Raw genomic sequence first — 23,186 nt, forward strand, 5'->3', positions numbered from 1 at the left:
GCAAAGCGGGGGCCAGCCCCCGCACCCCCGGAGTATTTGAGTCAGTATGAAAGGGACGCGGTTGATGGACCCTCGTCTGGCATCGGGCGTTTGGGTCGCGGCCTATCTGGCGCGGCTGCGGCTGGCGGTCATCCCGGCCTTTGTGGTCCAGAAGGGCGATGCGACGGCGGGGGCGGTGGTCGTCAAGATCGCCACCCTGGACGGGCAGGCGCGGGCCTTGCAGCGTCGGTTCGACTTTCAGGCGGACCGGCGGGTCTGGGTCGTTTTGGCCGAGGGCGAGGAACCTGCCGTCGATGCGGTGTTGACCCGCGAAAGGGCGCGTGACCGTGACCTTTGGGTCATCGAGGTCGAGGACCGCGGCGGGCGCTCACTTCTGGAGGAAGAGGGGCTCTCGGACTAGGCCGTACAGGGGTTTCAATGCGGCTGCCAGGGCCAGGCCCAGGACCGCGATCCCCGCCAGGTTCAGCGCTGCAGGGGTGGGGCCCAGAAGGGCGGGGTTCAGGATCTCGTAGGGCCATTGGCCGGTGAGCAGGCCCCGCATCGCGGCATAGGGCAGGTAGATCAGGCCCGGAAGCAACCAAAAGACCGGCCGAAACTGCGGTGGCCTTGGCGCGGCCAAAAGCCACCAGAGCGGCGCCAGCGCGGGCAAGACCCGGTGCAACAAAAGATCAGGATAGCGCAGGGCAGGGGCCACGGGCCCCGCAATCAGCGCCGCATAGACCAGACCCGTCATCGTTGTGGCCAAAAGGGTCATGGCGGCAAGGTTCGGGTCTTTGTACCCCCAGGCCGCCCGGATCAGCGTCACCGCCGCCAGGGCCGCCGCGACATTCGTGAAATACCGCGCCATGGACCACAGCCGCAGTAGGAGCGGCAGCGATTCGGTCGGATATTGCAGGGCCAGCCCCAAAAGGGCCACGGCAGCGAGGGTCAGGGCAAGCAGACGTGTCAACATGCGGCGGATATGGCGAGGCGCCGTGGTCAAGCCAAGGGGGAACCGGGGGGGAGTTTCGGGCCTCTCTTCCCGGGCGGCAGCGGGCTTGCGGGAAATCCTCCCATCCTTCGGGGAAATGGGCGAGGGCGGTTTCGGCGGAAGGGGGAAGGTTTGGATCGCACCTCCGGGAGAGGGGGAATAAAATACTATATACACGATTGATAAAGGCGTGTTTATTTCCTTGAATACACGACAAGACTGGTAGATAAAAAGTCCATACAACGGGCCAAGCCGGCCCTTGCCCAAGGAGAGACCCATGTTTGCCACCCTTCACGTCGCCGGCCGCATCCTGCCTTGGGCCGATGACGCCGCCGATGGCCGTGTCACCATCTCGACCGGTCTGCGCAGCCTGACCGGCTGGCCGGTCCTGCGCGGCTTGCAGACCGCGGCCCTGGCTCTGGCCGTGGGCTTTGCCGGCCTGACCGCGCAGCCGGTCCAGGCCCAGGCGCTGTTGAACGTCAGCTATGACCCGACGCGCGAGCTTTATGCTGATATCGACAAGGCCTTTGCCGCGTGGTGGGTGGCCGAGGGCAATCCGGCGCCGGAGATCCAAGCCAGCCATGGCGGGTCGGGCGCGCAGGCCCGTGCGGTGATCGAGGGGCTGGACGCCCAGGTCGTCACGCTGGCCCTGGCCGCCGACATCGACAAGATCGCCGCGCAAGGCAAGCTGCCGGCCGATTGGCAAGGCAAGCTGCCGCACAATTCCTCGCCCTATACCTCGACCATCGTTTTCCTGGTCCGCGAAGGCAACCCCAAGGGGATCAAGGACTGGGGCGATCTGGTGGCGGACGGGGTGGAGGTCATCACGCCGAACCCCAAGACCTCTGGCGGGGCGCGCTGGAACTATCTGGGCGCCTGGGCTTGGGCGGAACAGAACGGACAGGACCCGCAAGAATTCGTGAAGTCGCTTTATACCCATGTGCCGGTGCTGGACAAAGGCGCGCGGGACGCGACGACGACCTTTACCCAACGCGAGATCGGCGACGTGCTTCTGGCCTGGGAGAACGAGGCCTATCTGGCCCAAAAGGAACTGGGCGAGGATCAATATGACATCGTCGTCCCCTCGGTTTCGGTGCTGGCCGAGCCGCCGGTGGCTCTGGTCGAGGCCAATCTCCACTCGGACGACCAGCGCAAACTGGCCGAAGCCTATCTGAGCTTCCTGTATACCCCCGAGGCCCAGGCGATCATCTTCAAGCAGTTCTACCGCGGTTGGGACACGTCCAAGGCCGATCCCGCCGATGTGGCGCGCTTCCCCCAGCTAAAGCTGGTCGACATCGCCCATTTCGGCGGTTGGTCCAAGGTGCAGGCCGATCATTTCGCCGACGGCGGGATCTTTGACCAGATCTATGTCGCGCAATGATGACCGGCCTGGTTCACCGCAGCCCGATCCCCGGTTTCGGCCTTTCGGCCGGGGTGACGCTGACGATGCTGTCGGTCGTCGTGCTGATCCCGATCGGAGCCCTGTTCCTTGAGGGCTTTTCGGCCGGGATACCGACCCTGATCGACACGATCAACACGGGGCGCGTGCGGGCGGCGCTGTATCTGTCCTTCCGCCTCTCGGTGATCGCGGCCTGCGTGAACCTGGTCTTCGGCCTGGTGCTGGCCTGGGTCCTGACCCGCTATGACTTCCCCGGTCGCCGCATCCTGGATGCGGCGGTCGACCTGCCCTTCGCCTTGCCGACCGCCGTGGCCGGCATCGCGTTGACCGCACTTTATGCGCCCAACGGCGCCTTCGGGGCGCTGTTCAAGGACCTGGGCATCAAGATCGCCTATACCCAATGGGGCATCCTGATCGCGCTGATCTTTGTGGGCCTGCCCTTCGTCACCCGCACCGTTCAGCCCGTCGTCGAAGAGATCGAACGCGAGGTCGAGGAGGCCTCGGCCACCCTTGGCGCCAGTCGGGCCTATACGATCCGCCGGGTCATCCTGCCCCTGCTGATGCCCGCGGCGTTGACCGGCTTTGGCCTGTCGCTGGCGCGGGCGGTGGGGGAATATGGCTCTGTCATCTTCATCGCGGGCAACCTGCCGATGAAAACCGAAATCGCCCCCCTGCTGATCGTGATCAAGCTGGAGGAATACAACGACCCCGGCGCTGCCGCCATCGGCCTGGCCATGTTGGCAATCTCGTTCGGGATGCTGTTCCTGATCAACCTTGTGCAAGTCTTCAGCCGCCGGAGGATCGGGCATGTCTGACACAACCTTTCGCCCCGTGACCACCGAAACGCCCCTGACCCGGGTCGTGCTGATCCTGGTGTCGATGGCCTTCCTGGGGCTGTTGGTCGCGGCCCCTTTGATCACCGTCTTTGCCGAGGCCCTGGCCGAGGGCGCCGGTGCGGCCCTTGAAAGCCTCTCTCATCCCGAGGCGCAGGACGCCATCCGCCTGACCCTGATCGTCGCCGCGGTCTCGGTCCCCTTGAACGCGGTCTTCGGGGTGGCGGCGGCCTGGCTGATCACCAAGTTCCAGTTCCGCGGCAAGGCGGTGCTTTTGACGCTGATCGACATCCCGTTTTCCGTCTCGCCCGTGGTCGCCGGGCTTTGCATCATCCTGACCTTCGGGGCGAATTCGTGGGTCGGCTCCTGGCTGGTGGCGCATGGCTTTCCCGTGGTCTTCGCCCTGCCTGGGATCATCCTGGCCTCGATGTTCGTGACCTTTCCCTTTGTCGCGCGTGAGATCATCCCGGTGATGATCGAACAGGGAAAGACCGAGGAAGAGGCCGCGCTAACCCTGGGCGCAAGCGGCTGGCGGGTGTTCTTTACCGTGACGCTGCCAAATATCCGCTGGGCGCTGCTGTATGGCGTCCTGCTGTGCAACGCCCGCGCGATGGGAGAGTTCGGGGCGGTCGCCGTCGTTTCAGGCAAGATCCGCGGGCTGACCGCCACGATGCCGATCTCGATCGAGATGCTTTACAACGAATACCAATCGGTCGCGGCCTTCGCGATGGCCGCCGTGCTGGCCCTTTTGGCGCTCGTCACGCTGGCGCTGAAAACCCTGCTGGAATGGCGCTATGCCGATCAGCTTGCCGCAAACCGCAGACATTGAGGCGCATCATGCAAATCGAAATCGACGAAATCTCCAAGCTTTTCGGGGCCACTGCGGCTTTGCACCCGGTTTCGCTGTCCTTGCCCTCGGGGGCTTTGGTGGCTTTGCTGGGGCCGTCCGGTTCGGGCAAGACGACGCTCTTGCGCATCCTGGGCGGGCTGGAGTTTCCCGACACCGGGCGCGTGCTGTTTGACGGCCAGGACGCGACCGGGCTTTCGGTGCAAGACCGCCGCGCGGGCTTTGTGTTTCAGAACTACGCGCTGTTCCGCCATATGACGGTGTTTGAAAACATCGCTTACGGCCTGCGCGCCCGTCCCCGCGCCACCAGGCCAACCGAGGCCGAGATCGCGCGGCGCGTGGCCAAACTGCTGGAGCTGATCCAGCTGCCGCAGATCGCCCTGCGCTATCCGACCCAGCTTTCGGGCGGTCAGCGGCAGCGCGTGGCCCTGGCCCGGGCGCTGGCCATCGAACCGCGGATGCTGCTGCTGGATGAGCCCTTCGGCGCCCTGGATGCCAAGGTCCGCAAAGAGCTGCGCCAGGGCCTGCGCGACATCCATGACACGACCGGCCTGACCACGGTCTTTGTCACCCATGATCAGGACGAGGCGATGGAGCTGGCCGACCTGGTCGTCGTCATGAGTGGCGACAAGTCGGGGGGACGGATCGAACAGATCGGCCGCCCGCAGGATATCCGCGCCCGCCCCGCCTCCGACTTTGTCCGCACTTTCATCTCGGCTTGAAGAATGAATGTCCATGTCATGACCAAGGCTCTTGATCAGATCGACCGCAAGATCCTGACCCAGCTGATGCGGGATGCGACCTTGCCCATCGCGCAATTGGCCGACCGGGTCGGCCTGTCGCAGACGCCCTGCTGGAAGCGGGTGCAAAAGCTGGAGGCCGCCGGGGTGATCACCAACCGCGTCGCCGTGGTCGATCCGCTGCGCGTGGGTCTTGGCCTGACCGTGCTGTGCGAGGTCGAGGCGATGGACCACACGCCCGAATGGCGCGACCGCTTTCTGGGGGTGGTCAAGGCCTTCCCCGAGGTGATGGAGGTCCTGCGCCTGGGCGGTCAGTCGGATTACATGCTGCGCATCGTGGTTCCGGACATGCCGGCCTATGACCAGGTTTACCGCCGCTTGACCGACAAGATCCCGCTGAAAGGCGTCCGGTCACGCTTTGTCATGGAAAGCCTGCACCACAAGTTTGCCCTGCCGATCTAAGGGGGGCACCCGGGGCGCGGTGCGCTGAAGCACACCCTACGCTGGACGGGGTAGGGTGTGCTTCAGCGCAGCGTTCACCGCTTCACATAGGTTTTCCACAGCCAGATCAGCACCAGCGCCCCGGCAAGGGCACCGACGAACCCGGCCGCCCAAGAGGCCATCTCGGCCAGAAAGCGCAGCAAAAGCCCGCCCACCAGCGCGCCGCCGACCCCGATCAGGACCGTCGTCGGAATATCGGTGTTCAACTTCATCATCCGCGTGGCCAGAAAGCCCGCCGCCGCGCCGATGATCAGCAAGAGGACGATTTGCATGGCAGTCTCCTTGATGGCCCGAATTGATGGCCCGAACTGTTGGCCAGACTTGATGACCCGACCCCGGGGGCGCGTGTATTGGGGGCGCAAATCCGCCCTCACCTCCGATATGGTCATCCCACCGCCCGCGCAAAAGGGGGAGAGCGTGCGACCGCTTCCCCCCTTGCCCTTTTGCGCCTTCCGCGCCACACCTTGGCCATCATGACCCTTCCCGATCCCCTCACCCCGCTTGCCACCCTTGTCCGCCGCCATCCCGATGTCGAAGCGCAGGTCCTTTGGGCCTCGGGCGACACCTGGGAGGCGCAGGACGACCAGGACGAGATGATGGACGGCGAAGAGATCCCCTATTACGCCGAGGGTCTTTTGATGGAGGGCTTTGGCATGGCATGGCTGGCCCTTGGCGAGGGCGCCCAGGCCGAGGTCCTGCTTTTGATGGTCTGGGAGCCGGGCGTGACCCCGCCCCCCGCGCCCTTGCCCGAAGAGGGCTGGCAGGTCCTGGCACAGGGCCGGATCGAGGCCGCATGACCGCGCCCCGATCCATGACCCTGTCTCACGGGCAGAGGGCCACATGAGATTCCATGGTTTTGGCCCCCCCGTCCCCTTTGTGCGGCCTTGGGATGCGGCGCGGATGGCCTTGGGCTTGGCGCTGGGGCTGACGCTGGCGCAGGTCGGCATGGGGCTGGTGGCGGGGGATATCTGGGGCCACCCTTGGCTGATCGCGCCCTTTGGCGCCTCGGCGGTGCTGATCTTTGGCGTGCCGTCTTCGCCCTTGGCGCAGCCCTGGACTGTGGTGATCGGCAACGCGGTCTCGGGGCTTGTGGCCTTGGGCGTCTTGCAACTGGGCCTGCCGGTGGTGGCTGCGGCGATCCTGGCGGCCAGCCTTGCGGTGGCAGCCATGGGGCTTTTGCGCGCCACCCATCCGCCGGGCGGCGCTGTGGCCCTGGCGCTGGTCCTGGCCCAGACTTTGGGACAAACGCCCGACCTTGGGTTCTGGGCCTCACGGGTGGTTCTGGGCTCTTGCCTTCTGGTCGCGGTCGGCGTTTTCTGGAACCCGATGACCGGGCGGGCCTATCCGTTCCGCCACGCCAAGGGGTGAACATGTCGATTTATCAAAGCCTTCACGCTGATTGCGCCACCTTGGGCACGCGGCTTTTCACCGTGACCCTGCAGGACGAGGCCGCGGGGCTGGCGCGGCGCGCCTATACCTCACATCCGGTGGAATATCCGGTGTCGGGGACCAAACCCCTGACGCGCGACGGGTGGTATGACTTTTGCATCGGCGGGCGTCAGACCTTTGTGGCCAATACCGTGCCGGAATTCGCCAAGTATTTCTTTGACCATGCGCTGATCACCTCGCTGGGGCTTGGGTCTTGCATCAACGTGCCGATCTTTGGCGCGGGGCCGGTGCTTGGAACCGTCAACCTGCTTGCCGAAGAGGGGCATTTCACGCCCGAACGCCTGACGGCCTATCACGCCCTGATCGCGGGCGCCCATGCGGCCCTGGTTCAGGAAATGGCCAAGGGCGTCTGACCCAGCGCTTGGCGCGCGGCGAAGGCCCCCATGGCCAGACAGGCGGTCAGCAGGTATCCGCCGGTGGGGGCCTCCCAGTCGACCATTTCGCCGGTGACAAAGACCCGGGGCAGGGCGCGCAGCCGCAGCCCGTCCAGCGCGGCCCAGTCCACCCCCCCCGCGGTCGAGATCGCCTCATCCATCGGCCGCGGACCCTGATGCACCATCGGCAGGGACTTCAGCGCCTGCATCAGCGGCAGGGCGCGGCCCCATTCCATGACCAAAGCCGCCGCGGGCGCCGAAAGCCCCAGCTTGCGCAGGCGGTTGGGCATCGTGTCACCGGGTTTCAGCCGGGCGATCCGCGCCTCTAGGGCCAAAGGGGAAAGGTCGGGAAACAGGTCCAGCGTCACCTGCGCCCCCGCGCGGATGTCGCGCGAAATGGCGTAAAGCCCGCCGCCCTCCAGCCCGCGGGAGGCGATGACGAACTCGCCACGCTCACGACGGTCCGGCAGACACAGCGCCGCCCCCTTGACCGCCTGGCCGAAATGGCGCGCCATATGCGGCGACCAGGTGACGTTCAGCCCGAAATTCGCCGGGGCAAAGGGGGCAAGCCCGACATGCGGCGCCAGGATCGCGGTCCAGGCCCCATCCGACCCCAGCCGCGCCCAGCTTGCGCCCCCCAGGGCCAGGATCGTGACATCAGGCGTCACGACCTGCCGCCCCTCGGGCGTGTCAAAGACCATGCCGTTTTCGATGCCGACCCAGCGCCACCGCGTGTGCAGGGTCACACCCAGCGCCGCCAGCCGCCCCAACCAGGCGCGCAACAGCGGAGAGCCCTTCATCGCCACCGGAAAGACCCGCCCGGTCGAGCCCGCAAAGACCTCTTGCCCCAGGCCCCGCGCCCACTCCATCACCTGATCCGGACCGAAAGCCGCCAGCATGGGGTCCAACGGCGCACAGCGATAGGCGGCGGCGAAATCGGGCTCGACCTTGGTCAGGTTCAGCCCCGACTTGCCCGCCATCAGGAACTTGCGCGCGGGTGAGGGCTTGGCCTCGGCAAGGGTCACGCGTGCCCCGCCCTGCGCCAGGACCTCGGCCGCCATCAGCCCGGCCGGACCCGCTCCGATCACCAGGGCTTGCATCAGGCGCGGCCCGCGGTGGGGGACAGGGACAGCGGCGGAATCCCCATGGATTTCAAGGCCTCCGCCCATTTCGCGGCGTTCTCGGGGCCAAAGACCAGCGCGTCCGAGGCCTCACCGGTCAGCCAGTCATTGCGGGCGATCTCGCCCTCCAGCTGCCCCGGACCCCAGCCGGTATAGCCAAGCGCCAGAACGGCGCGTTCCGGGCCGCGACCGCGCGCCAAGGCCTCCAGCACGTCCAGCGTGGCCGTCATGCCAAAGCCCGGGCCGACATGCTGCGTCGCCGCCCCGCCGCGATAGTCGGGCGAGTGCAGGACAAAGCCGCGCCCGCGTTCGACCGGGCCGCCGAAGTGCAAGCGGATATCCCGGCGGCGGTCGGTCTGGTCGATCTGCAACTGGGTCAGAAGCTCGGGGAAAGTGATTTCCGTCAGGGGCTTGTTGACGATCAGCCCCATAGCCCCCTCGTCCGAATGAGCGCAAATCAGGATCACGGCGCGGTCAAAGCGCGGATCGCCCATCGCGGGCATGGCGACGATCATCTTGCCGGTCAGGTCCATGTGCCTATTGTGACGAAAGCGGCGGGCGGGCTCAAGTCCCATGCACCGCAAAGTGATGGCCCAACGTCCGCCTTGGGCTTTTCGGCGCGCGGGCTTGGGGCTAGGTTACGCCCATGCTGCGCTATGCAATCATCCTTTTGGCCACGCCTGCGATGGCCACCTCGCAAGACGAAGTCCTGTCGGCGCGGCTTTTGCCCGGTTGGCAGCAGGCGGACGGCAGCCATATGGTCGCGCTGGAGCTGACGCTGGCGCCCGGCTGGAAGACCTACTGGCGCGCGCCCGGCGATGTCGGCTTGCCGCCCAGTTTCGACTGGCAGGGGTCACAGAACCTGGACGCCGCCCGGTTCCATTGGCCCGCGCCCGAGGTGATCGCTTCGGGCGACACGGTGACGCTGGGCTATCACGACCGCCTGATTCTGCCGGTGACGCTGACGACGCAGGGGGCGGGGCCGCTGCGGGTGGATCTGTCGATGGATCTGGGGATCTGCAAGGACATCTGCATGCCCGCGCATCTGGAGTTCCACGCGGTGCTGGAGGGGGCCGGCGCGCCGGATGCGGCGATTGCGGCGGCTTTGGCGGCGGTGCCGGCGCAGGGCCAGGCCGCGCTGACCTGCGCGGTTGAACCCATCGCCGACGGGCTGCGCCTGACCGCCCGCATCCCGATGACGGGCGCCGAACCCTATGTGATCTTTGAAACCCATGACCCGAAGGTCTGGGTTTCGGCCGCACAAACGCGGGTCGAGGATGGCGCCTTGGTCAGTTCGGCCGACCTGGTTCCGCCCACGGGCGCGCCCTTTGCGCTGGATCGGTCGGGCGTGACGGTGACGGTTCTGGGCGCAGGCGCCCCGGTCGAGATCAAGGGCTGTCCCGCCGGTTAAATGGGGGCAGGTTAAATGGGGGCCGGTTGAAGGGGCCGGGTCTAGCGTTCCTTGCGGGCAATCCGGATCAGGGCGCGTTCCATCACCGCCATCAGCGGCGCCTTCGAGGTCGACCGCAGCGTCAGATCGGTTTCCACCAGGATCGACAGCGCCTTTTCGGTCTGCCGCGTGCCCCAGGCCTGAGCCTGTTTCATCATCCGGTCGCGGCGTTTGAAGAAGCCCCGCGCCTGGGCAAACCCCTGGGCCGGACCCTCGGGATGGGTGGCCATCATGTGCAGCGTCTGGAAATGCCGCAGCGCCGCGATGGCCAGTGTCACGGGGGCGATGCCCTGACCCTCCAGCCGCCGCATCAGGGGGCCCACCGCGCCGATCTGGCCCTCGGCGACCATGTCGATCAGCTCTTCGGCCTCGGTTTCGATGGTGGCGGGGGCGAGAGCGGCGATTTCCACAGGGGTCAGCGGCAAAGGGTCGCGAAACTTGTAAAGTGCGATTTTCTCAAGCGTCTGGCGGAAATCGCCCGGTTCCAGCACCTTTGACAGGGTCTGAAGTTCGGAAAGTGCATCGGGGGGGATCTGGGTCAGACCCGCCCGCGCCAGCTCGTCGGCGATTTCTTCGCGCGTTGGCGGGTCGTCGTAAAGCCCGATGCAGATCGTGTCATTGTTGCGCTCTGCCATGGTTTTCAGCGCGGATTTGCCGGTCAGATTGCCCGCCGTCACGACGATATTGGCGTCGCCCTTCCGCCACGCCTTGATCGCGCTTTCGATCAGACTGGACAGGCCATCCGTCGCATCCTCGACCACGACGACCCTTGGCCCCGGAAAGAACCCCACCGCCTTGACCGCATCCAGCAAAGCCGCGCCATCCTTGCGCAGGTCGGCGGCGGCCAGCCGTGTCAGCCGCATTTCGGCATCGGCCCCGGGGCCTGCCAAGGCCGCCACGACCTCGGCCCGTTTCAGGGCGACGCGCATGGCATCCTCGCCAAAGATCACCAAGGCGGCCTTGCCGGGATCAGGCTTTTGGAAATACCGCCGCGCCTCGGCGCCCTGAAGCTTCATTTCAGCTCCATCACCAGGCGGCGGACCACCTGATCGGCCAGGGCCTGCATCAGCCGTCGATGCGCATCGGCCGAGGCGGTCAGCCCCGCAACCGTCGATCCCGTCGCAGAAAAGGCCGTGAAATCCGTGACTTTGCCGCCAGTCACCCTTTGGCCATCGGCGGTCAGCGTGTAATCCGCCGTCCCGGTCAAAGTATAGCGCGTGGTGGCGCCATCCACCGTGATCCCCACCCCCGCCTGGGTCGTGGTGATCGTATAGGCCAGGTCAAAGCGGGGCGCCGAGGCCCGGCCCACCTGCGCCTCAAGCGCCGCGACAAAGTCGAAATCGTCGCGGGTCTTGGGCGCCTGGACCTGCACCTGATCCAGCAAAGCCCGGGCCGGAGACTTCACCCCATAGGCCGGGGTAAAGCCGCAACCGGCCAAGGCCAGCAGCAAAAACAGGCGTCTAGACGACCACATTGACGATACGCCCCGGAACGACGATCAGCTTTTTAACCGGCTGACCTGCCAGGAACTTGATCACATCTTCCTGGGCCAGCACCAGCTTTTCCACCTCCGAGGCCGGCATATCGGCGGGAACCGTCACCTCGGCCCGGCGCTTGCCGTTGATCTGGATCGGCAGCGTCACCTTGTCTTCCACCAGCATGGCGGGATCAACCACGGGCCAGGGCGCCTTGACGCAAAGCCCCGCGCCGCCCTGATAGGTCCAGATGGACTCCGCGATATGCGGGGTCATCGGCGACATCAGCTTGGCCAGGGTGCGGATCGCCTCTTTCATCGCGCTTGTCGAGGCCGAGGCGCGCGAGATCGTGTTGGTGAACTCGTAAAGTTTTGCGATGGCCTTGTTAAAGGCGAAACCGTCGATCCCTTGGGTGACTTCGGCAATCGCCTTGTGCATGGCGCGCAGAAGATCCGCGTCGCCTTCGCCCTGATGATCCACCGGCATCTCGCCAATGCGGGCACACAAGGCCCAGACCCGCGACAGATACTTGTAGGCCGCATCGGCGCCGGAGGCCGTCCATTCCACATCCCGCTCGGGCGGGCTATCGGACAGGACGAACCAGCGCGCGGTATCAGCGCCATAAGAGGCGATGATGTTCATCGGATCGACGACATTCTTCTTGGATTTCGACATCTTGGCCGAGGGGATGACCTCGACCTTGGTGCCGTCCTTCAAGGTCGCGCCCTCTTCGGTGCGCAGGATATCTTCCGGCAGGTGATAGACCGGGCGGCCGTTGGCGTCGGTGGTCTTGTAAATCTCATGAGTCACCATGCCCTGCGTGAACAGCGCGTTGAAGGGCTCGATGGCCTTGGCGGGCAGGTGGCCGGTCTTGTGCATCGCGCGGGCGAAGAAGCGGGAATACAGAAGGTGGAGGATCGCATGTTCGATCCCGCCGATATACTGGTCGACGTTCATCCAATATTCGGCCTCGTCCGCCACGGTCGGCGTCGTGGCGCGGGGTGCCGTAAAGCGGGCGTAATACCAGGACGAATCGACGAAAGTATCCATCGTGTCGGTTTCGCGCTTGGCCGGAGCCCCACACTTCGGGCAGGCGCAGTCGCGCCATGTGGGGTGGCGGTCCAAGGGGTTGCCGGGACGGTCGAAACTCACGTCATAGGGCAGTTCGACCGGCAGGTTCTTTTTGTCCTCGGGGACGACACCGCAAGCGTCACAATGGACGACCGGGATCGGGCAGCCCCAGTAGCGCTGGCGGGAAACGCCCCAGTCGCGCAGGCGGTAGTTGGTGACGCCCTTCCCGAACCCCTTGGCCTCGGCGGCGGTGACGGCTGCGGCAATTGCGGCCTCTCCGGTTTGCAGGTTATCCCCGGCAAACCCGCGGATGTAGTTGACCTTTTCCGACTTCATCGGCACGAAGGGTTCGGTCAAAGGGGCCTCGGCTTGACCTTCGGCAACAAAGACCGATTTGATCGCCAGACCATATTTGGTCGCGAATTCAAAGTCGCGGGCGTCATGCGCCGGGCAGCCAAAGATCGCGCCGGTGCCGTAATCCATCAGGATGAAGTTGGCGATATAGACCGGAAGTTCCCACGAGGGGTCCAGCGGGTGCTTCACGCGGACGCCGGTGTCGAAGCCGATCTTCTCGGCCGTCTCCAGCGCCTCGGCGGTCGTGCCGCCCAGACGGCACTTGGCGAGGAAGGCCTCAACAGCCGGATCGCCCGACAGCGCCTTGGCCATGGGGTGGTCCGGCGAAATCCCGGCAAACGACGCCCCCATCAGCGTGTCGGGCCTTGTCGTATAGACCTCCAGCCGGTCGAAACCCGCCGGAGCCCCCACGGTTTCAAACCCGAACTGCAAGCCGGTCGATTGGCCGATCCAGTTGGCCTGCATCAGCCGCACCTTCTCGGGCCAGTCCTTCAACCCGTCCAGCGCCGTCAAAAGCTCACCGGAGAACTCGCTGATCTTGAAGAACCACTGCGTCAACTCGCGCCGCTCGACCGCAGCCCCCGACCGCCAGCCCTTGCCGTCGATGACCTGCTCGTTCGCCAGAACCGTCATGTCGACCGGGTCCCAGTTGACCTGCGCGGCCTTGCGGTAGACCAGCCCCGCTTCCATCATGTCCAGGAACATGGCCTGCTGTTGGCCGTAATATTCCGGATCGCAGGTCGCCAATTCGCGCGACCAGTCGATCGACAGGCCCAGGGGCTTCATCTGCGCGCGCATATCGGCGATGTTGCCATAGGTCCAGTCCTTGGGATGGCCGCCGCGCTCCATCGCGGCATTTTCGGCCGGCATCCCGAAGGCGTCCCAGCCCATCGGATGCAGCACGCTGAACCCCTGCGCCTGCTTATACCGCGCCACCACGTCGCCCATCGTATAGTTGCGCACATGGCCCATGTGGATGCGCCCCGACGGATAGGGGAACATCTCCAGCACGTAATACTTCGGCTTGCCCGGGTCGCGCGTGGCCTTGAAGGCCAAGGCCTCATCCCAGGCCGCTTGCCATTTTGCTTCGATCAGGGCGGGTTCATAGCGCGACATCGTGGCCTCCTACTTGCGAGGCCGGAATTACACCCTTGCGCGCGAAAAGGTCCAGCGTTCAAAGCCGCCAAGACCTAAAAAACGTTGGCCCCAAAATTCACAGCTTGCTGTCGGCAATCCGCATCTGGCGGGCGCGGGCCAGGATCGCATCCTCGATGGCCGAGACGGTCTCGGGCGCCACGGCCCCGCCGCCCTGGCCCTGCAAAGCCACCCGCAAGGACCGCGCATCCAGCGCCGGGTCCTGCACATAGATCGTCGCGCGATACGCCCGACCGCCACCCGGAGGCCGCCCATAGCCCGTCACGATCACCCCGGTGAAAGGATCGACCGATTCGATGGGCAGGAAGTCCAGCACATCCAGGCTGGCGTTCCAGATATACTTGTTCACCCGCACCGTCACATTCGCATCGGTGTTTTTCGAGAACAGGTCCCAGACCGTCGTGCGGCGCGGTTCAGCCGCGGCACGCGCCTCGTTGGCGGCGACATTGGCGGCCCGCCGCTCGGGCGAGGTGCCAAGAACCCCGCAGCCCGTCAAAAGGACCAGACCCAGAACCATAGCCTTACGCGCGTGCTTATACATAGAGAGCCTCTTGCAACTGATCCGTGTCTAGCCCGTCCCCGTTGGCCTGCCAAGGGCTTTCACCCCAGGCCGCCGCGCCGCCGAATCCGAATCGAGAGCCCCCGGGTCCGGTGCGGTTCGGGCGCGGCTTTGGCGAGAATTCGCCGGTTTTGCGCTGTTTTCCGCCCGAGTTCCGCCACATTTCCGCCGCAAACCCCCGGAAAGCCCGACTGTTTCCGTCGTCTGCACAATCCTTGACCGGGTTTTCGGCCAAGTTTTGCAGGGCGGGGCGGGGTCGTGTGGCGGAACTGTGGCAAAGCTGCACCATAGATTTCGCCTTGCGGTCCGGCCCCGGCCCTATGCGTTGCAATCCGGGGCGGCAGTTGCGAAATAGACGTCATACCCAGCACAGACTTCCTGAGTTGGGCGACCCCTAAAAGACAACGAGGGAAAACATGAAAAAGATTCTTCTGGCGACCACCGTGCTGGCCATGACCGCTTCGGTCGCTGCTGCTGAAGTCGCGGTTTCGGGTTCGGCCCGCATGGGTATCGTGAACGACGGCACCGACACCGCGTTCTCGTCGCGCGTTCGTATCGTTTTCGCCGGTTCGGGCACCACCGACGGCGGCCTGTCGTTCGGCGCCGAAATGCGCGCTGACCAAAACGGCGGCAACGCTTCGGGCACCGCCAACGGCGACTCGACGGTCTTCGTTTCGGGCTCGTTCGGCACGCTGACCATGGGCGACGTCGCTGGCGGCGCTGCTGACAACCTGGTTGGTCAGGTTTCGGGCGTCGGCTACACCGGCCTCGGCGACAACAACGAAATCGGCTTCCTCGGCGGCACCGCCACCGCGGCTCGCTACAACTACACCTCGGGCGCTCTGTCGGTCGCCGTCGGCATCGGCCAACCCACCGCCGCTGACGAAGCTGCTTCGGTTGCCGTGAAGTATGCTGCTGGCTCCTACTCGGTCGCTCTGGGCTACTCCGACACCGCCACCGACAGCCAAGTCGACCTGAAGGGCACCGCCACCTTCGGCGCCGCCACCGTGTCGGCTCGCGTTGCTGACCGTGACTCGGCTGCTGACGTTGCTTACGCTCTGTCGCTCGACTACGTCGCTGGCGCTGCCACCGTCACCGCCTTCATGGGCGACAACGTGAACTTCGCTGGCCGTGACACTGCTGGTCTGGGCGTGTCCTACGACCTGGGTGGCGGCGCTGCTGTCAAAGCCGGCGTGGCCGACAACGGCACCGACACCATCTACGAAGCTGGTGTGACCCTGTCCTTCTGATCTTAACCGATCATAAGGGGAAAGAGCGGGCCTTGGCCCGCTCTTTTCTTTTGGCGCAGACCAATGTTAGATGCGCCCATGTCCTTGCATGAAATCCAAAGCCGCCTCGATGCCGCCACCGCCGCCTCTGGCCGCGCCCCCGGTTCCGTCACCCTGATCGCCGTCTCCAAAGTGCAGCCCGATGACCGCGTGCATCAGGTCCTGACCCAGGGTCAGCGGGTTTTCGGCGAGAATTACGTGCAAGAGGCCGCGGGCAAATGGCCCGCCTTCCGGGCGGCGTTCCCGGGCGTGCAGCTGCACATGATCGGCCCCCTGCAGACCAACAAGGCCAAGCAGGCGGTTGAACTGTTCGACGTCATCCAATCGGTTGACCGTTTAAGTCTGGCGGAAAAGCTCGCCCGTCTGGCGCAGGCGCGCGGGACAAGCCCGGACCTGTTCATCCAAGTGAACACCGGGGCCGAGCCGCAGAAGGCCGGTATCCTGCCGCAGCACCTTGACGGCTTTCTGGTGCAGGTGCGCGGGATGGACCTGCCCCCCCAGGGCCTGATGTGCATCCCCCCCGAGGGCGTAGACCCCGTTCCGCATTTCCGCGCCTTGGCCGATATGGCGGCGCGCAATGGTTTAAAGGGCCTGTCGATGGGGATGAGCAGCGACTTTGAGGCCGCTGTGGCCCATGGGGCGACCCATATCCGCGTCGGCTCGGCGCTCTTTGGCGCCAGAACCTACGCGTAAAGCCGGTTACAAGAGCCAGACCCGGGCGTAGGGCGGAAGGGCGATCTGGCCGTCATGCGCCTCGACCGGGTGATCGGACAGCGCGTCATGCATCCGCGTGACGCCATGGTCCCGCGCCCAGGTCTCGGGCAGGTGCAGCCAGTGTTCCGTCATGTTGAACAGCCCCAGCATCACCCCCGTCGGCGCCTGGCGCGCAAAGGCAAAGACTCCGCTTTGGCCGGGGTCAAGGATGCGCAGCGGATGGCCGGCGTGGATCGCCTCGACCGCCTTGCGCCGGGCGAGGATATGCTTGGTGCCGCGAAAGACCTGACCGGCCGGGCTGTCATCGGAATGGCGGAACTGCGCCATGTGCCAATCCATCCGCGGCCGATGGACCCAGCGGCTGTCATGGGCATGATCGGGCTGGTCGCGGTAGGTGTAATCGTTCAGCGTTGCCAGCTCGTCGCCCATATAGATCAAGGGGATACCGCCAAAGGCTGCAATCAGCGCATGGCCCAGAAGGATGCGCTGGACGGCCAGTTGTTCGGCCCCCGGGTCCTCGGCCCGCTCCAGCCCCGCGAGGGAGGCGAAGGACCCGCTAATCCTTTTGTCGCCGGTCTCCTCGTTGACCTGAAACAGCTCGCCCTTGGCGAATGACCCCGGAAAGGTCCCCTCATAGAAATTGGACAGGAAGGCCCGATGCGCCCCTCCCGACATATGCAGCGCGCCTGCGTCTTCGTCCGTCACGGCCCAGCCGATGTCGTCATGACAGCGGATATAGGTGGCATAGGTGGCGTTCGTCAGGGTCGCGGGAAAGTGCGTGCCCAGCACATGCCGCATCAACCGCGCATCCCGCGTGGCCAAGGCGCCCCAGAACTGCACCATCAGCGAGTTGTGATAGGCGAGGTTGCCCTCGCGTCCGTCATGCTTGCCACGACCCAGATAGGGCAGCATCTCGGAGGGCGCGACGATGGCTTCTTCCAGATGCAAAAGCGCGGGGCAGGCGATCCGGCAACAGGCCCGCAGCGCCTGCAGCAGCATATGGACCTCGGGTTCGGATTGGCAGCGCGTCCCCATCCGCTTCCACATGAAGGCCACGGCGTCCAGGCGCAGGACCTCGACGCCCTGGTTCGCGAGGAACAGCATGATTTCGGTGATTTCCAGAAAGACCTGGGGATTGGCCCAGTTCAGGTCCCACTGGTGTTCGTTGAACGTCGTCCAGACCCATTTGCCGAAATGCGGATATTCGGTGAAGGACCCCGGCGCGGTGTCGGGGAAGATCTCGACCAGAGAGCGTTCATAGGCGCGGGGCAGGGCGGGATCGTCGAACATCAGGTAGTAATCCTGATAGGCCGCATCGCCCTTGGCGGCCTTTTGCGCCCAGGCATGTTCCTTGGCGGTGTGGTTCAGCACCAGGTCGATGCAGACCGAAATCCCCCGCGCCCGCAGGGCCGCCGTGACCTCCTGGAAGTCTTCCATCGTGCCATAATCCGGGTTGATCGCCCGGTAATCCATCACCGAATAGCCGCCATCGCTGTCGCCGGGACGCGGCTTGAGGCAGGGCATGAAATGGACATAGGTGACGCCCAAGTCTTCCAGGTAGTCCAGCTTGTCCAAGACGCCCTTCAGCGTGCCGTTGAAGCGGTCGATGTAAAAGACATAGCCCGCCATGTCGGGCCGTTGGAACCAGTCGGGTTCCAGATCGCGCCGCAGGTCCAGCTTTTTCAGGTCGGCGGGGCGGGCGGTGTGGCCTTTCTTCAGCGCGGCCAAAAGGCGCTCGCGGAAGGCGTCGTAATCGGGATGGGCGCCATACAGCGCCTCCAGCATGGGCCACAGATCGGGCGCGCTGCGGTCAAGCCGCAAGCTGAAGATGTCGTCATCCGTGATGGACGCCGCTTTGGCCATGGCTGGTTCCTCCCTCTTCCGGAGGCCAGTTTAGGGTATTCAAAGCGTTTTGGAAAGTGTTTCCGGGACGATGACACGGTCGGCATGGCGCAGGCCGCGGGTCAGCCACAACAGGTCCGGAGCCGACATGGCGATACAGCCCGCGGTGGGCGCGCCAGGCCTGCGCCAGGCATGGACAAAGATCGCCGAGCCCATGCCGGGATGCGACACCGGCCAGTTCCAATCCATGATCAGCACCAGATCATACATCGGATCGGCGCGGCGCAGCCTTTCATGGCTGAAGTCGTAGGGCGCGCGCACCATCTTGTTGTAGTCGGGCGCCTTGGGGTCGTCCGACCACAGATCGCCCGGCCCAATGGGAAGCGCCCAATCCACCGGCCGCACCATGCGGTCGGGGCGGTAGAGGCAGCCCACGATGCCATGCACCCCGGCAGGCGTCGCGCCATCCCCCTCGCGTTTGCGCCGCGTCACGCCGCCCCGCCCAATCGTGCAGGGCAGCACCCGGCCCCGCACACGCAGGCCCATGGGGGTCAGAACCAGGTCGGCAGCTTTCATCTTTGAAACATTCCCTCGCAGGCTGACACGTCGGCGTGACGGGTTTGTCACATAACTTGAAGCCCCCGTGAAGCCGTCCCATCTTCGTCTCAACGAATGGAGGCGAACATGTCCACTTTGCGGAAAATTCTTCTGGTCGATGATGATGATGACCTGCGTGAGGCCCTGTCCGAACAGCTGGTCCTGACCGAGGATTTCGACGTCTTCGAGGCCCGCACCGGCGCCGAAGGGATGGAGAAGGCCAAGGCCGGCCCCTATGACCTGGTGATCCTGGATGTCGGCCTGCCCGACACCGATGGGCGGGAGCTGTGCAAGCGGATGCGCAAGGCGGGCGTCAAATGCCCAATCCTGATGCTGACGGGTCATGATTCGGACGCCGACACGATCCTGGGCCTGGATGCGGGCGCGAACGACTATGTGACCAAGCCGTTCAAGTTTCCCGTGCTTTTGGCCCGCATCCGGGCGCAGCTGCGCCAGCATGAACAGTCCGAGGATGCGATCTTTACCCTGGGGCCCTATACGTTCAAACCCGCGCAAAAGATGCTGGTGGATGTGAAGGACAAGAAGATTCGCCTGACGGAAAAAGAGACCAACATCTTGAAATACCTGTATCGGGCGCAATCAGGGGTTGTAGCACGTGATGTGCTTCTGCACGAGGTCTGGGGCTATAACGCCGGGGTGACGACCCATACGCTTGAGACCCATATCTACCGTCTGCGGCAAAAGATCGAGTCCGATCCGGCCAATGCGCGGCTGTTGGTGACGGAGAGCGGCGGCTACAAACTGGTCGCCTAAGCGTGCCGAAATGTGACACTTTGTCTGTAAAACAAGGCAAATGTTCGAAAAACGCTTAGGGATGCCGGAACCCTGCGCTAGGCTTTGGGCATACGAAGATGTTGTGGGGCCCTCTGTCCCAACAAAGGTCCCCTTGTCGTGTCGGGGTTATGGCACGGCTTCCTCCCTGTTGGACCTGGCCGGGCCTTCGTGCCCGGTCTTTTTTTGCCTTTCGACCGAGGGTTGAGTGATCGATTCACGGCTTGATAAGGTCTTTGCGCCACGTTACCCCTGTCGAAAATCACAGGAGACTTCATGCGTCGCTTTGCCCTTGCCCTCATCGCCCTTGCCGCCACCCCCGTGATGGCCGAGGATCTGGAATTCACCCTGATCAACAATTCCTCGCTGAAGCTGGTCGAAATGTATGTTTCGCCGCACGAGGCTGAAGAATGGGGTGAAAACATCCTGGCGGTGCCCGCGGTTGAACCCGGCACCCAGGGTCAAATCTCGATCGCCGATGGCGAAGAGGTTTGTGATTACGACCTGCGTTTCGTGATGGACAACGGCAACGACGTGTCCGGCACGCAGAACCTTTGCGAATTGGCGACCTTCACGCTGAACGACTGATGCGGTAGACCTTGGGCCGCGCCGCTGCATTTTGCCGGTGCGGCCCAAGGAGACTGCCATGTTCACGCTTGCCACCTGGAACATCAATTCGGTCCGCCTGCGCGAAGCGCTGGTCTGCCGGCTGTTGCAGGAGGAGGCGCCCGATGTGCTTTGCCTGCAGGAATGTAAAAGTCCGGTCGAACTGATCCCGCGCGACGGCTTTGCGGCCCTGGGCTATACCCATATGGTCGCGCGCGGCCAAAAGGGCTATAACGGCGTGGCGATCCTGTCCAAACTTCCGCTGGAAGAGGTGTCGGGCCACGATTTCGCCAGCCTTGGCCATGCCCGCCATGTCGCGGCGCGTCTGCCGAATGGCGTGGTGATCCACAATTGCTATGTGCCAGCGGGCGGCGATATCCCCGACCGCGCGCAGAACGAGAAATTCGGCCAAAAGCTGGATTACCTGACCGAGATGCGCGACCATTTCCGCACGGACGCGCCGCAGCGGTCCATCCTTGTCGGCGATCTGAACATCGCGCCGCGGGAAGATGACGTCTGGAACCACAAGCAGCTGTTGAAGATCGTCTCGCACACCCCCATCGAGGTGGATCACCTGGGGCAAGTGATGGAGGCGGGCGATTGGGTCGACGTCACGCGCCAGGACATCCCCGACGGGCGGCTTTATTCGTGGTGGTCCTATCGCTCTCCGGATTGGGATGCGGGCGACAAGGGGCGGCGGCTGGATCATGTCTGGGCCACGCGCGACATCGCGGCCTCGGCCCATGGCAGCCGAATCCTGCGCCCGGTGCGGGGCTGGGAGCAGGGCTCTGACCACGTGCCGGTCTTTGCCTCCTTTGACCTTTGACGTCGGGCGCATTAGACAGGTTTTAACCATAAGGCGGGGCAGGCGATGAAGATTGCGATGATCGGGACGGGCTATGTGGGCCTTGTGTCCGGGGTGTGTTTCTCGGATTTCGGCCATGAGGTCGTCTGCGTCGACAAGAACCCGGAAAAGATCGCCAAGCTGCAGGCGGGCCAGGTCCCGATCTATGAACCCGGGCTTGAGGCCTTGATGGCCAAGAACGTGACCGCCGGGCGGCTGTCGTTCACGCTGAACCTGGCCGAGGCGGTGGCGGGGGCGGATGCGGTTTTCATCGCGGTGGGCACGCCCACGCGGCGCGGCGATGGCCATGCCGACCTGACCTTCGTCATGGCTGCAGCGGCCGAGATCGCCACCGCGATGACGCAATATACCGTGGTGGTGACGAAATCGACTGTGCCGGTCGGCACGAACCGCGACGTGGCCCGCACGATCAAGAAGGCCAATCCGGCCGCGCAGTTCGATGTGGCCTCGAACCCGGAATTCCTGCGCGAGGGCGCGGCCATCGACGACTTCATGCGGCCTGACCGGGTCGTGGTGGGCGTGGAATCCGGCAAGGCGCGCAAAGTCATGGCCGATGTCTACAAGCCCTTGTTTCTGCGTGATTTCCCGGTGGTCTACACCGGTCTGGAATCGGCCGAGATGATCAAATACGCGGCCAATGCTTTCCTTGCCACCAAGATCACCTTCATCAACGAAATCGCCGCCCTGTGTGAAAAGGTCGGCGCCGATGTCAAGGATGTCGCCAAGGGCATGGGGATGGATGGCAGGATCGGGAACAAGTTCCTTCATGCCGGTCCCGGCTATGGTGGCAGCTGTTTCCCCAAGGATACCAAGGCCTTGGCCCGCATCGGTCAGGATCACGCCGTCCCCATGCAGATCACCGAGACGGTGATCAAGGTCAACGAAGAGATCAAGCGCCGGATGCTGGACAAGATCGTCGACCTTTGCGACGGCAACGTGAACGGCAAGACCATCGCGATCCTGGGCGTGACCTTCAAGCCCAACACCGATGACATGCGCGACGCGCCCTCGCTGACCATCGTTCCCGCGCTTGTGGGCGGTGGCGCCAAGGTCCGCGTCGCCGATCCGCAGGGCCAGCATGAGGGCGAGGCGCTGCTTCCCGGCGTGCGCTGGACCGACAATGCCTATCAGGCGACCCAGGGTGCCGATGTTGTCGTCATCCTGACCGAATGGAACGAGTTCCGCGCGCTGGATCTGGAAAAGATCGCCCGCAAGATGGCCCATCCCCGCATGGCCGACCTGCGCAACATCTATTCCGCCGAAGAGGTGCTGGAGGCCGGTTTCGAGAAATACGACGGCGTCGGCCGTTAACGCTTTTCCAGGAAGTCAAAGACATAGCGGTGCAGGCCGATCAAGCCGATCACGAAGGCCACCGCTGCAATGACCAGCACGTAATAGGGCGAGACGAAGCGGTCGTCGACGCTTGGGTAAAAGGCTGCCCGCATCGCCGTCACGAAATGGGTCATCGGTATCCATTTCAGATAGGAATAGACGCTGTCGGGCAGTTGGCTGATGGGGAACATCACGCCGGCCAGCAGGCTCATCGGCCGGTTGATATAGCTCCACAGGCTTTCATAGGCCGAAGACCACAGGAACAGCACCGAATTCATCGTCCCCACCCCAAGGCCAAGCGCCGCCGCCATGCCAAGGCTGAGCATGATGCCATAGACATCGGGATTCATGCGCAGGCCATAGAAGTGGATCGTGGCATAGACGGCCATCACGAAGACCAGGCAATTGGTGAAGACATTCAACAAAAAGCGCGACACCAGCACATCCACCACCGTGACCGAGGGAAAGCCCAAGAGGTTGCCCGAAAACCGCACCGAGCCCGCCACCCGGCTTGCCACATGGGAGTAAAGGTGGAAGGGCAGGACCCCCGTCACATAGTAAAGCTGAAAGTTCGTGCCCAGCGGCGGCGTGCGCTGCACGATCGAGAAGGTCAGCGCCAGGATCAGGATCGAAATCAGCGGGTCGATGAAGGTCCACAAAAAGCCCAGCGACGTCCGCGTCTCCCGCGAGCCGGTCTCGCGCATGATCAGCGCCATGATGACCCGCATGCTGCGAAACCGGCGCGAGCGGGGCTGTTGGGCCTCGGTCGGCGGGGTCCGGTCCAACGCGGTCGGGGCCGTCTCGGCGGAAATGGTCTGCATTTTAGTCGTTTTCCTGACGATCGGGGCGGT

General features: G+C 64.5%; 27 protein-coding genes. 16 read left to right on the forward strand and 11 right to left on the reverse strand.

Features of this window, described 5'->3' with window-relative positions; translation table 11 throughout:
* Positions 1–64: 64 nt before the first annotated feature.
* Positions 65–400 carry a DUF1491 family protein gene (locus tag NX862_RS00620; RefSeq protein ID WP_264491939.1) on the forward strand — a complete coding sequence of 112 codons (336 nt, stop codon included), beginning with the start codon at positions 65–67 and terminating at the stop codon, positions 398–400.
* Here the strand turns inward: NX862_RS00620 and NX862_RS00625 are convergent.
* Entirely contained in the window at positions 368–952 is a 585-nt protein-coding gene (locus NX862_RS00625) for a Pr6Pr family membrane protein (protein ID WP_264491940.1), read from the reverse strand. The two genes, NX862_RS00620 and NX862_RS00625, sit on opposite strands and share 33 nt — an antisense overlap.
* Before the next feature lie 295 nt (positions 953–1,247).
* Here NX862_RS00625 and NX862_RS00630 point away from each other — a divergent pair, with 295 nt between their 5' ends.
* The 5 genes from NX862_RS00630 to NX862_RS00650 are packed head-to-tail and all read left to right on the forward strand — an operon-like array spanning position 1,248 to position 5,251.
* Positions 1,248–2,351 carry a sulfate ABC transporter substrate-binding protein gene (locus NX862_RS00630; RefSeq protein ID WP_264491941.1) on the forward strand — a complete coding sequence of 368 codons (1,104 nt, stop codon included), beginning with the start codon at positions 1,248–1,250 and terminating at the stop codon, positions 2,349–2,351.
* The gene (gene cysT, locus NX862_RS00635) at positions 2,351–3,184 is read left to right on the forward strand and encodes a sulfate ABC transporter permease subunit CysT (RefSeq protein WP_413694522.1); all 834 of its coding nucleotides are present in this window, start codon (positions 2,351–2,353) and stop codon (positions 3,182–3,184) included. The genes NX862_RS00630 and cysT overlap by 1 nt, the downstream gene beginning before the upstream one ends.
* Positions 3,177–4,031: a sulfate ABC transporter permease subunit CysW gene (gene cysW / locus NX862_RS00640; RefSeq protein WP_264491943.1), complete on the forward strand. Its 855-nt coding sequence runs from the start codon at positions 3,177–3,179 to the stop codon at positions 4,029–4,031. Before cysT ends, cysW begins: the two co-directional genes overlap by 8 nt.
* An 8-nt stretch (positions 4,032–4,039) precedes the next feature.
* The gene (locus NX862_RS00645) at positions 4,040–4,771 is read left to right on the forward strand and encodes a sulfate/molybdate ABC transporter ATP-binding protein (protein ID WP_264491944.1); all 732 of its coding nucleotides are present in this window, start codon (positions 4,040–4,042) and stop codon (positions 4,769–4,771) included.
* An 18-nt stretch (positions 4,772–4,789) separates the two neighbouring features.
* Positions 4,790–5,251, forward strand: coding sequence for an Lrp/AsnC family transcriptional regulator (locus NX862_RS00650; RefSeq protein ID WP_264491945.1), 462 nt, complete (start codon positions 4,790–4,792; stop codon positions 5,249–5,251).
* A 74-nt stretch (positions 5,252–5,325) separates the two neighbouring features.
* Here the strand turns inward: NX862_RS00650 and NX862_RS00655 are convergent, their stop codons facing one another.
* A complete protein-coding gene (locus NX862_RS00655; RefSeq protein WP_264491946.1) occupies positions 5,326–5,562 on the reverse strand; it encodes a GlsB/YeaQ/YmgE family stress response membrane protein in 237 nt (78 codons plus the stop codon).
* Between the two features lie 201 nt (positions 5,563–5,763).
* Here NX862_RS00655 and NX862_RS00660 point away from each other — a divergent pair, with 201 nt between their 5' ends.
* The 3 genes from NX862_RS00660 to NX862_RS00670 are packed head-to-tail and all read left to right on the forward strand — an operon-like array spanning position 5,764 to position 7,092.
* Positions 5,764–6,087: a hypothetical protein gene (locus NX862_RS00660; protein ID WP_264491947.1), complete on the forward strand. Its 324-nt coding sequence runs from the start codon at positions 5,764–5,766 to the stop codon at positions 6,085–6,087.
* 43 nt (positions 6,088–6,130) lie between these two features.
* Positions 6,131–6,658, forward strand: coding sequence for an HPP family protein (locus NX862_RS00665; protein WP_264491948.1), 528 nt, complete (start codon positions 6,131–6,133; stop codon positions 6,656–6,658).
* Positions 6,659–6,660: 2 nt separating this feature from the next.
* Complete coding sequence (locus tag NX862_RS00670) at positions 6,661–7,092, forward strand: GAF domain-containing protein (RefSeq protein WP_264491949.1); 432 nt, start codon at positions 6,661–6,663, stop codon at positions 7,090–7,092.
* Here NX862_RS00670 and NX862_RS00675 read toward each other — a convergent pair.
* Both NX862_RS00675 and NX862_RS00680 read right to left on the reverse strand, forming a co-directional pair.
* Positions 7,068–8,213, reverse strand: coding sequence for a TIGR03862 family flavoprotein (locus tag NX862_RS00675; protein WP_264491950.1), 1,146 nt, complete (start codon positions 8,211–8,213; stop codon positions 7,068–7,070). The two genes, NX862_RS00670 and NX862_RS00675, sit on opposite strands and share 25 nt — an antisense overlap.
* Positions 8,213–8,767, reverse strand: a complete 555-nt coding sequence (locus NX862_RS00680) for a YqgE/AlgH family protein (RefSeq protein ID WP_264491951.1) — start codon at positions 8,765–8,767, stop codon at positions 8,213–8,215. Before NX862_RS00680 ends, NX862_RS00675 begins: the two co-directional genes overlap by 1 nt.
* 113 nt (positions 8,768–8,880) lie before the next feature.
* Here NX862_RS00680 and NX862_RS00685 point away from each other — a divergent pair, with 113 nt between their 5' ends.
* Positions 8,881–9,645, forward strand: coding sequence for a protein-disulfide reductase DsbD domain-containing protein (locus NX862_RS00685; protein ID WP_264491952.1), 765 nt, complete (start codon positions 8,881–8,883; stop codon positions 9,643–9,645).
* A 41-nt stretch (positions 9,646–9,686) separates the two neighbouring features.
* Here the strand turns inward: NX862_RS00685 and holA are convergent, their stop codons facing one another.
* The 4 genes from holA to NX862_RS00705 form a co-directional block, all read right to left on the reverse strand.
* Complete coding sequence (holA, locus tag NX862_RS00690; RefSeq protein ID WP_264491953.1) at positions 9,687–10,700, reverse strand: DNA polymerase III subunit delta; 1,014 nt, start codon at positions 10,698–10,700, stop codon at positions 9,687–9,689.
* Positions 10,697–11,158 carry an LPS assembly lipoprotein LptE gene (gene lptE / locus NX862_RS00695; RefSeq protein WP_264491954.1) on the reverse strand — a complete coding sequence of 154 codons (462 nt, stop codon included), beginning with the start codon at positions 11,156–11,158 and terminating at the stop codon, positions 10,697–10,699. Before lptE ends, holA begins: the two co-directional genes overlap by 4 nt.
* The gene (gene leuS, locus NX862_RS00700; RefSeq protein WP_264491955.1) at positions 11,145–13,700 is read right to left on the reverse strand and encodes a leucine--tRNA ligase; all 2,556 of its coding nucleotides are present in this window, start codon (positions 13,698–13,700) and stop codon (positions 11,145–11,147) included. The genes lptE and leuS overlap by 14 nt, the downstream gene beginning before the upstream one ends.
* Positions 13,701–13,797: 97 nt before the next feature.
* Positions 13,798–14,280, reverse strand: coding sequence for a DUF3576 domain-containing protein (locus tag NX862_RS00705; RefSeq protein ID WP_264491956.1), 483 nt, complete (start codon positions 14,278–14,280; stop codon positions 13,798–13,800).
* A gap of 434 nt (positions 14,281–14,714) precedes the next feature.
* Between NX862_RS00705 and NX862_RS00710 the strand changes: the two genes are divergently transcribed.
* Both NX862_RS00710 and NX862_RS00715 read left to right on the forward strand, forming a co-directional pair.
* A complete protein-coding gene (locus NX862_RS00710; RefSeq protein WP_264491957.1) occupies positions 14,715–15,548 on the forward strand; it encodes a porin in 834 nt (277 codons plus the stop codon).
* Positions 15,549–15,611: 63 nt separating this feature from the next.
* Positions 15,612–16,280, forward strand: coding sequence for a YggS family pyridoxal phosphate-dependent enzyme (locus NX862_RS00715; RefSeq protein ID WP_264491958.1), 669 nt, complete (start codon positions 15,612–15,614; stop codon positions 16,278–16,280).
* Positions 16,281–16,286: 6 nt separating this feature from the next.
* On the opposite strand, the gene NX862_RS00720 is transcribed toward NX862_RS00715, so the two are convergent.
* Together NX862_RS00720 and NX862_RS00725 are read right to left on the reverse strand one after the other, a co-directional pair.
* Complete coding sequence (locus NX862_RS00720; RefSeq protein WP_264491959.1) at positions 16,287–18,164, reverse strand: amylosucrase; 1,878 nt, start codon at positions 18,162–18,164, stop codon at positions 16,287–16,289.
* Positions 18,165–18,203: 39 nt separating this feature from the next.
* Positions 18,204–18,719 (reverse strand): L,D-transpeptidase family protein, encoded by a 516-nt coding sequence (locus NX862_RS00725; protein WP_264491960.1) that lies wholly within the window; start codon positions 18,717–18,719, stop codon positions 18,204–18,206.
* Positions 18,720–18,827: 108 nt separating this feature from the next.
* Between NX862_RS00725 and NX862_RS00730 the strand changes: the two genes are divergently transcribed.
* From NX862_RS00730 to NX862_RS00745, 4 genes are all read left to right on the forward strand, one after another.
* Positions 18,828–19,514, forward strand: coding sequence for a response regulator transcription factor (locus tag NX862_RS00730; RefSeq protein WP_264491961.1), 687 nt, complete (start codon positions 18,828–18,830; stop codon positions 19,512–19,514).
* Between the two features lie 294 nt (positions 19,515–19,808).
* Positions 19,809–20,120, forward strand: coding sequence for a hypothetical protein (locus tag NX862_RS00735; RefSeq protein ID WP_264491962.1), 312 nt, complete (start codon positions 19,809–19,811; stop codon positions 20,118–20,120).
* 58 nt (positions 20,121–20,178) lie between these two features.
* Positions 20,179–20,964 carry an exodeoxyribonuclease III gene (locus NX862_RS00740; protein WP_264491963.1) on the forward strand — a complete coding sequence of 262 codons (786 nt, stop codon included), beginning with the start codon at positions 20,179–20,181 and terminating at the stop codon, positions 20,962–20,964.
* A gap of 45 nt (positions 20,965–21,009) precedes the next feature.
* Positions 21,010–22,314, forward strand: a complete 1,305-nt coding sequence (locus tag NX862_RS00745) for a UDP-glucose dehydrogenase family protein (RefSeq protein ID WP_264491964.1) — start codon at positions 21,010–21,012, stop codon at positions 22,312–22,314.
* Here NX862_RS00745 and NX862_RS00750 read toward each other — a convergent pair.
* A complete protein-coding gene (locus NX862_RS00750; protein WP_264491965.1) occupies positions 22,311–23,156 on the reverse strand; it encodes an ABC transporter permease in 846 nt (281 codons plus the stop codon). The two genes, NX862_RS00745 and NX862_RS00750, sit on opposite strands and share 4 nt — an antisense overlap.
* Positions 23,157–23,186 lie beyond the last annotated feature (30 nt).

Source organism: Stagnihabitans lacustris (assembly GCF_025950525.1).
Taxonomy (GTDB): Bacteria; Pseudomonadota; Alphaproteobacteria; order Rhodobacterales; family Rhodobacteraceae; genus Stagnihabitans.

Excerpts from the sequence above, each read along its gene's own strand:
- cysT (WP_413694522.1), top strand. The coding sequence starts at position 2,351 with ATGACCGGCCTGGTTCACCGCAGCCCGATCCCCGGTTTCGGCCTTTCG.
- NX862_RS00725 (WP_264491960.1), bottom strand. The coding sequence starts at position 18,719 with ATGAAAGCTGCCGACCTGGTTCTGACCCCCATGGGCCTGCGTGTGCGG.
- NX862_RS00750 (WP_264491965.1), bottom strand. The coding sequence starts at position 23,156 with ATGCAGACCATTTCCGCCGAGACGGCCCCGACCGCGTTGGACCGGACC.
- NX862_RS00745 (WP_264491964.1), top strand. The coding sequence starts at position 21,010 with ATGAAGATTGCGATGATCGGGACGGGCTATGTGGGCCTTGTGTCCGGG.
- NX862_RS00670 (WP_264491949.1), top strand. The coding sequence starts at position 6,661 with ATGTCGATTTATCAAAGCCTTCACGCTGATTGCGCCACCTTGGGCACG.
- NX862_RS00630 (WP_264491941.1), top strand. The coding sequence starts at position 1,248 with ATGTTTGCCACCCTTCACGTCGCCGGCCGCATCCTGCCTTGGGCCGAT.
- NX862_RS00735 (WP_264491962.1), top strand. The coding sequence starts at position 19,809 with ATGCGTCGCTTTGCCCTTGCCCTCATCGCCCTTGCCGCCACCCCCGTG.
- NX862_RS00645 (WP_264491944.1), top strand. The coding sequence starts at position 4,040 with ATGCAAATCGAAATCGACGAAATCTCCAAGCTTTTCGGGGCCACTGCG.
- NX862_RS00730 (WP_264491961.1), top strand. The coding sequence starts at position 18,828 with ATGTCCACTTTGCGGAAAATTCTTCTGGTCGATGATGATGATGACCTG.
- NX862_RS00740 (WP_264491963.1), top strand. The coding sequence starts at position 20,179 with ATGTTCACGCTTGCCACCTGGAACATCAATTCGGTCCGCCTGCGCGAA.
- NX862_RS00650 (WP_264491945.1), top strand. The coding sequence starts at position 4,790 with ATGACCAAGGCTCTTGATCAGATCGACCGCAAGATCCTGACCCAGCTG.
- cysW (WP_264491943.1), top strand. The coding sequence starts at position 3,177 with ATGTCTGACACAACCTTTCGCCCCGTGACCACCGAAACGCCCCTGACC.
- NX862_RS00685 (WP_264491952.1), top strand. The coding sequence starts at position 8,881 with ATGCTGCGCTATGCAATCATCCTTTTGGCCACGCCTGCGATGGCCACC.
- NX862_RS00660 (WP_264491947.1), top strand. The coding sequence starts at position 5,764 with ATGACCCTTCCCGATCCCCTCACCCCGCTTGCCACCCTTGTCCGCCGC.
- NX862_RS00680 (WP_264491951.1), bottom strand. The coding sequence starts at position 8,767 with ATGGACCTGACCGGCAAGATGATCGTCGCCATGCCCGCGATGGGCGAT.
- NX862_RS00715 (WP_264491958.1), top strand. The coding sequence starts at position 15,612 with ATGTTAGATGCGCCCATGTCCTTGCATGAAATCCAAAGCCGCCTCGAT.
- NX862_RS00665 (WP_264491948.1), top strand. The coding sequence starts at position 6,131 with ATGAGATTCCATGGTTTTGGCCCCCCCGTCCCCTTTGTGCGGCCTTGG.
- leuS (WP_264491955.1), bottom strand. The coding sequence starts at position 13,700 with ATGTCGCGCTATGAACCCGCCCTGATCGAAGCAAAATGGCAAGCGGCC.
- lptE (WP_264491954.1), bottom strand. The coding sequence starts at position 11,158 with ATGTGGTCGTCTAGACGCCTGTTTTTGCTGCTGGCCTTGGCCGGTTGC.
- NX862_RS00705 (WP_264491956.1), bottom strand. The coding sequence starts at position 14,280 with ATGTATAAGCACGCGCGTAAGGCTATGGTTCTGGGTCTGGTCCTTTTG.
- NX862_RS00625 (WP_264491940.1), bottom strand. The coding sequence starts at position 952 with ATGTTGACACGTCTGCTTGCCCTGACCCTCGCTGCCGTGGCCCTTTTG.
- holA (WP_264491953.1), bottom strand. The coding sequence starts at position 10,700 with ATGAAGCTTCAGGGCGCCGAGGCGCGGCGGTATTTCCAAAAGCCTGAT.
- NX862_RS00675 (WP_264491950.1), bottom strand. The coding sequence starts at position 8,213 with ATGCAAGCCCTGGTGATCGGAGCGGGTCCGGCCGGGCTGATGGCGGCC.
- NX862_RS00620 (WP_264491939.1), top strand. The coding sequence starts at position 65 with ATGGACCCTCGTCTGGCATCGGGCGTTTGGGTCGCGGCCTATCTGGCG.
- NX862_RS00655 (WP_264491946.1), bottom strand. The coding sequence starts at position 5,562 with ATGCAAATCGTCCTCTTGCTGATCATCGGCGCGGCGGCGGGCTTTCTG.
- NX862_RS00710 (WP_264491957.1), top strand. The coding sequence starts at position 14,715 with ATGAAAAAGATTCTTCTGGCGACCACCGTGCTGGCCATGACCGCTTCG.
- NX862_RS00720 (WP_264491959.1), bottom strand. The coding sequence starts at position 18,164 with ATGGCCAAAGCGGCGTCCATCACGGATGACGACATCTTCAGCTTGCGG.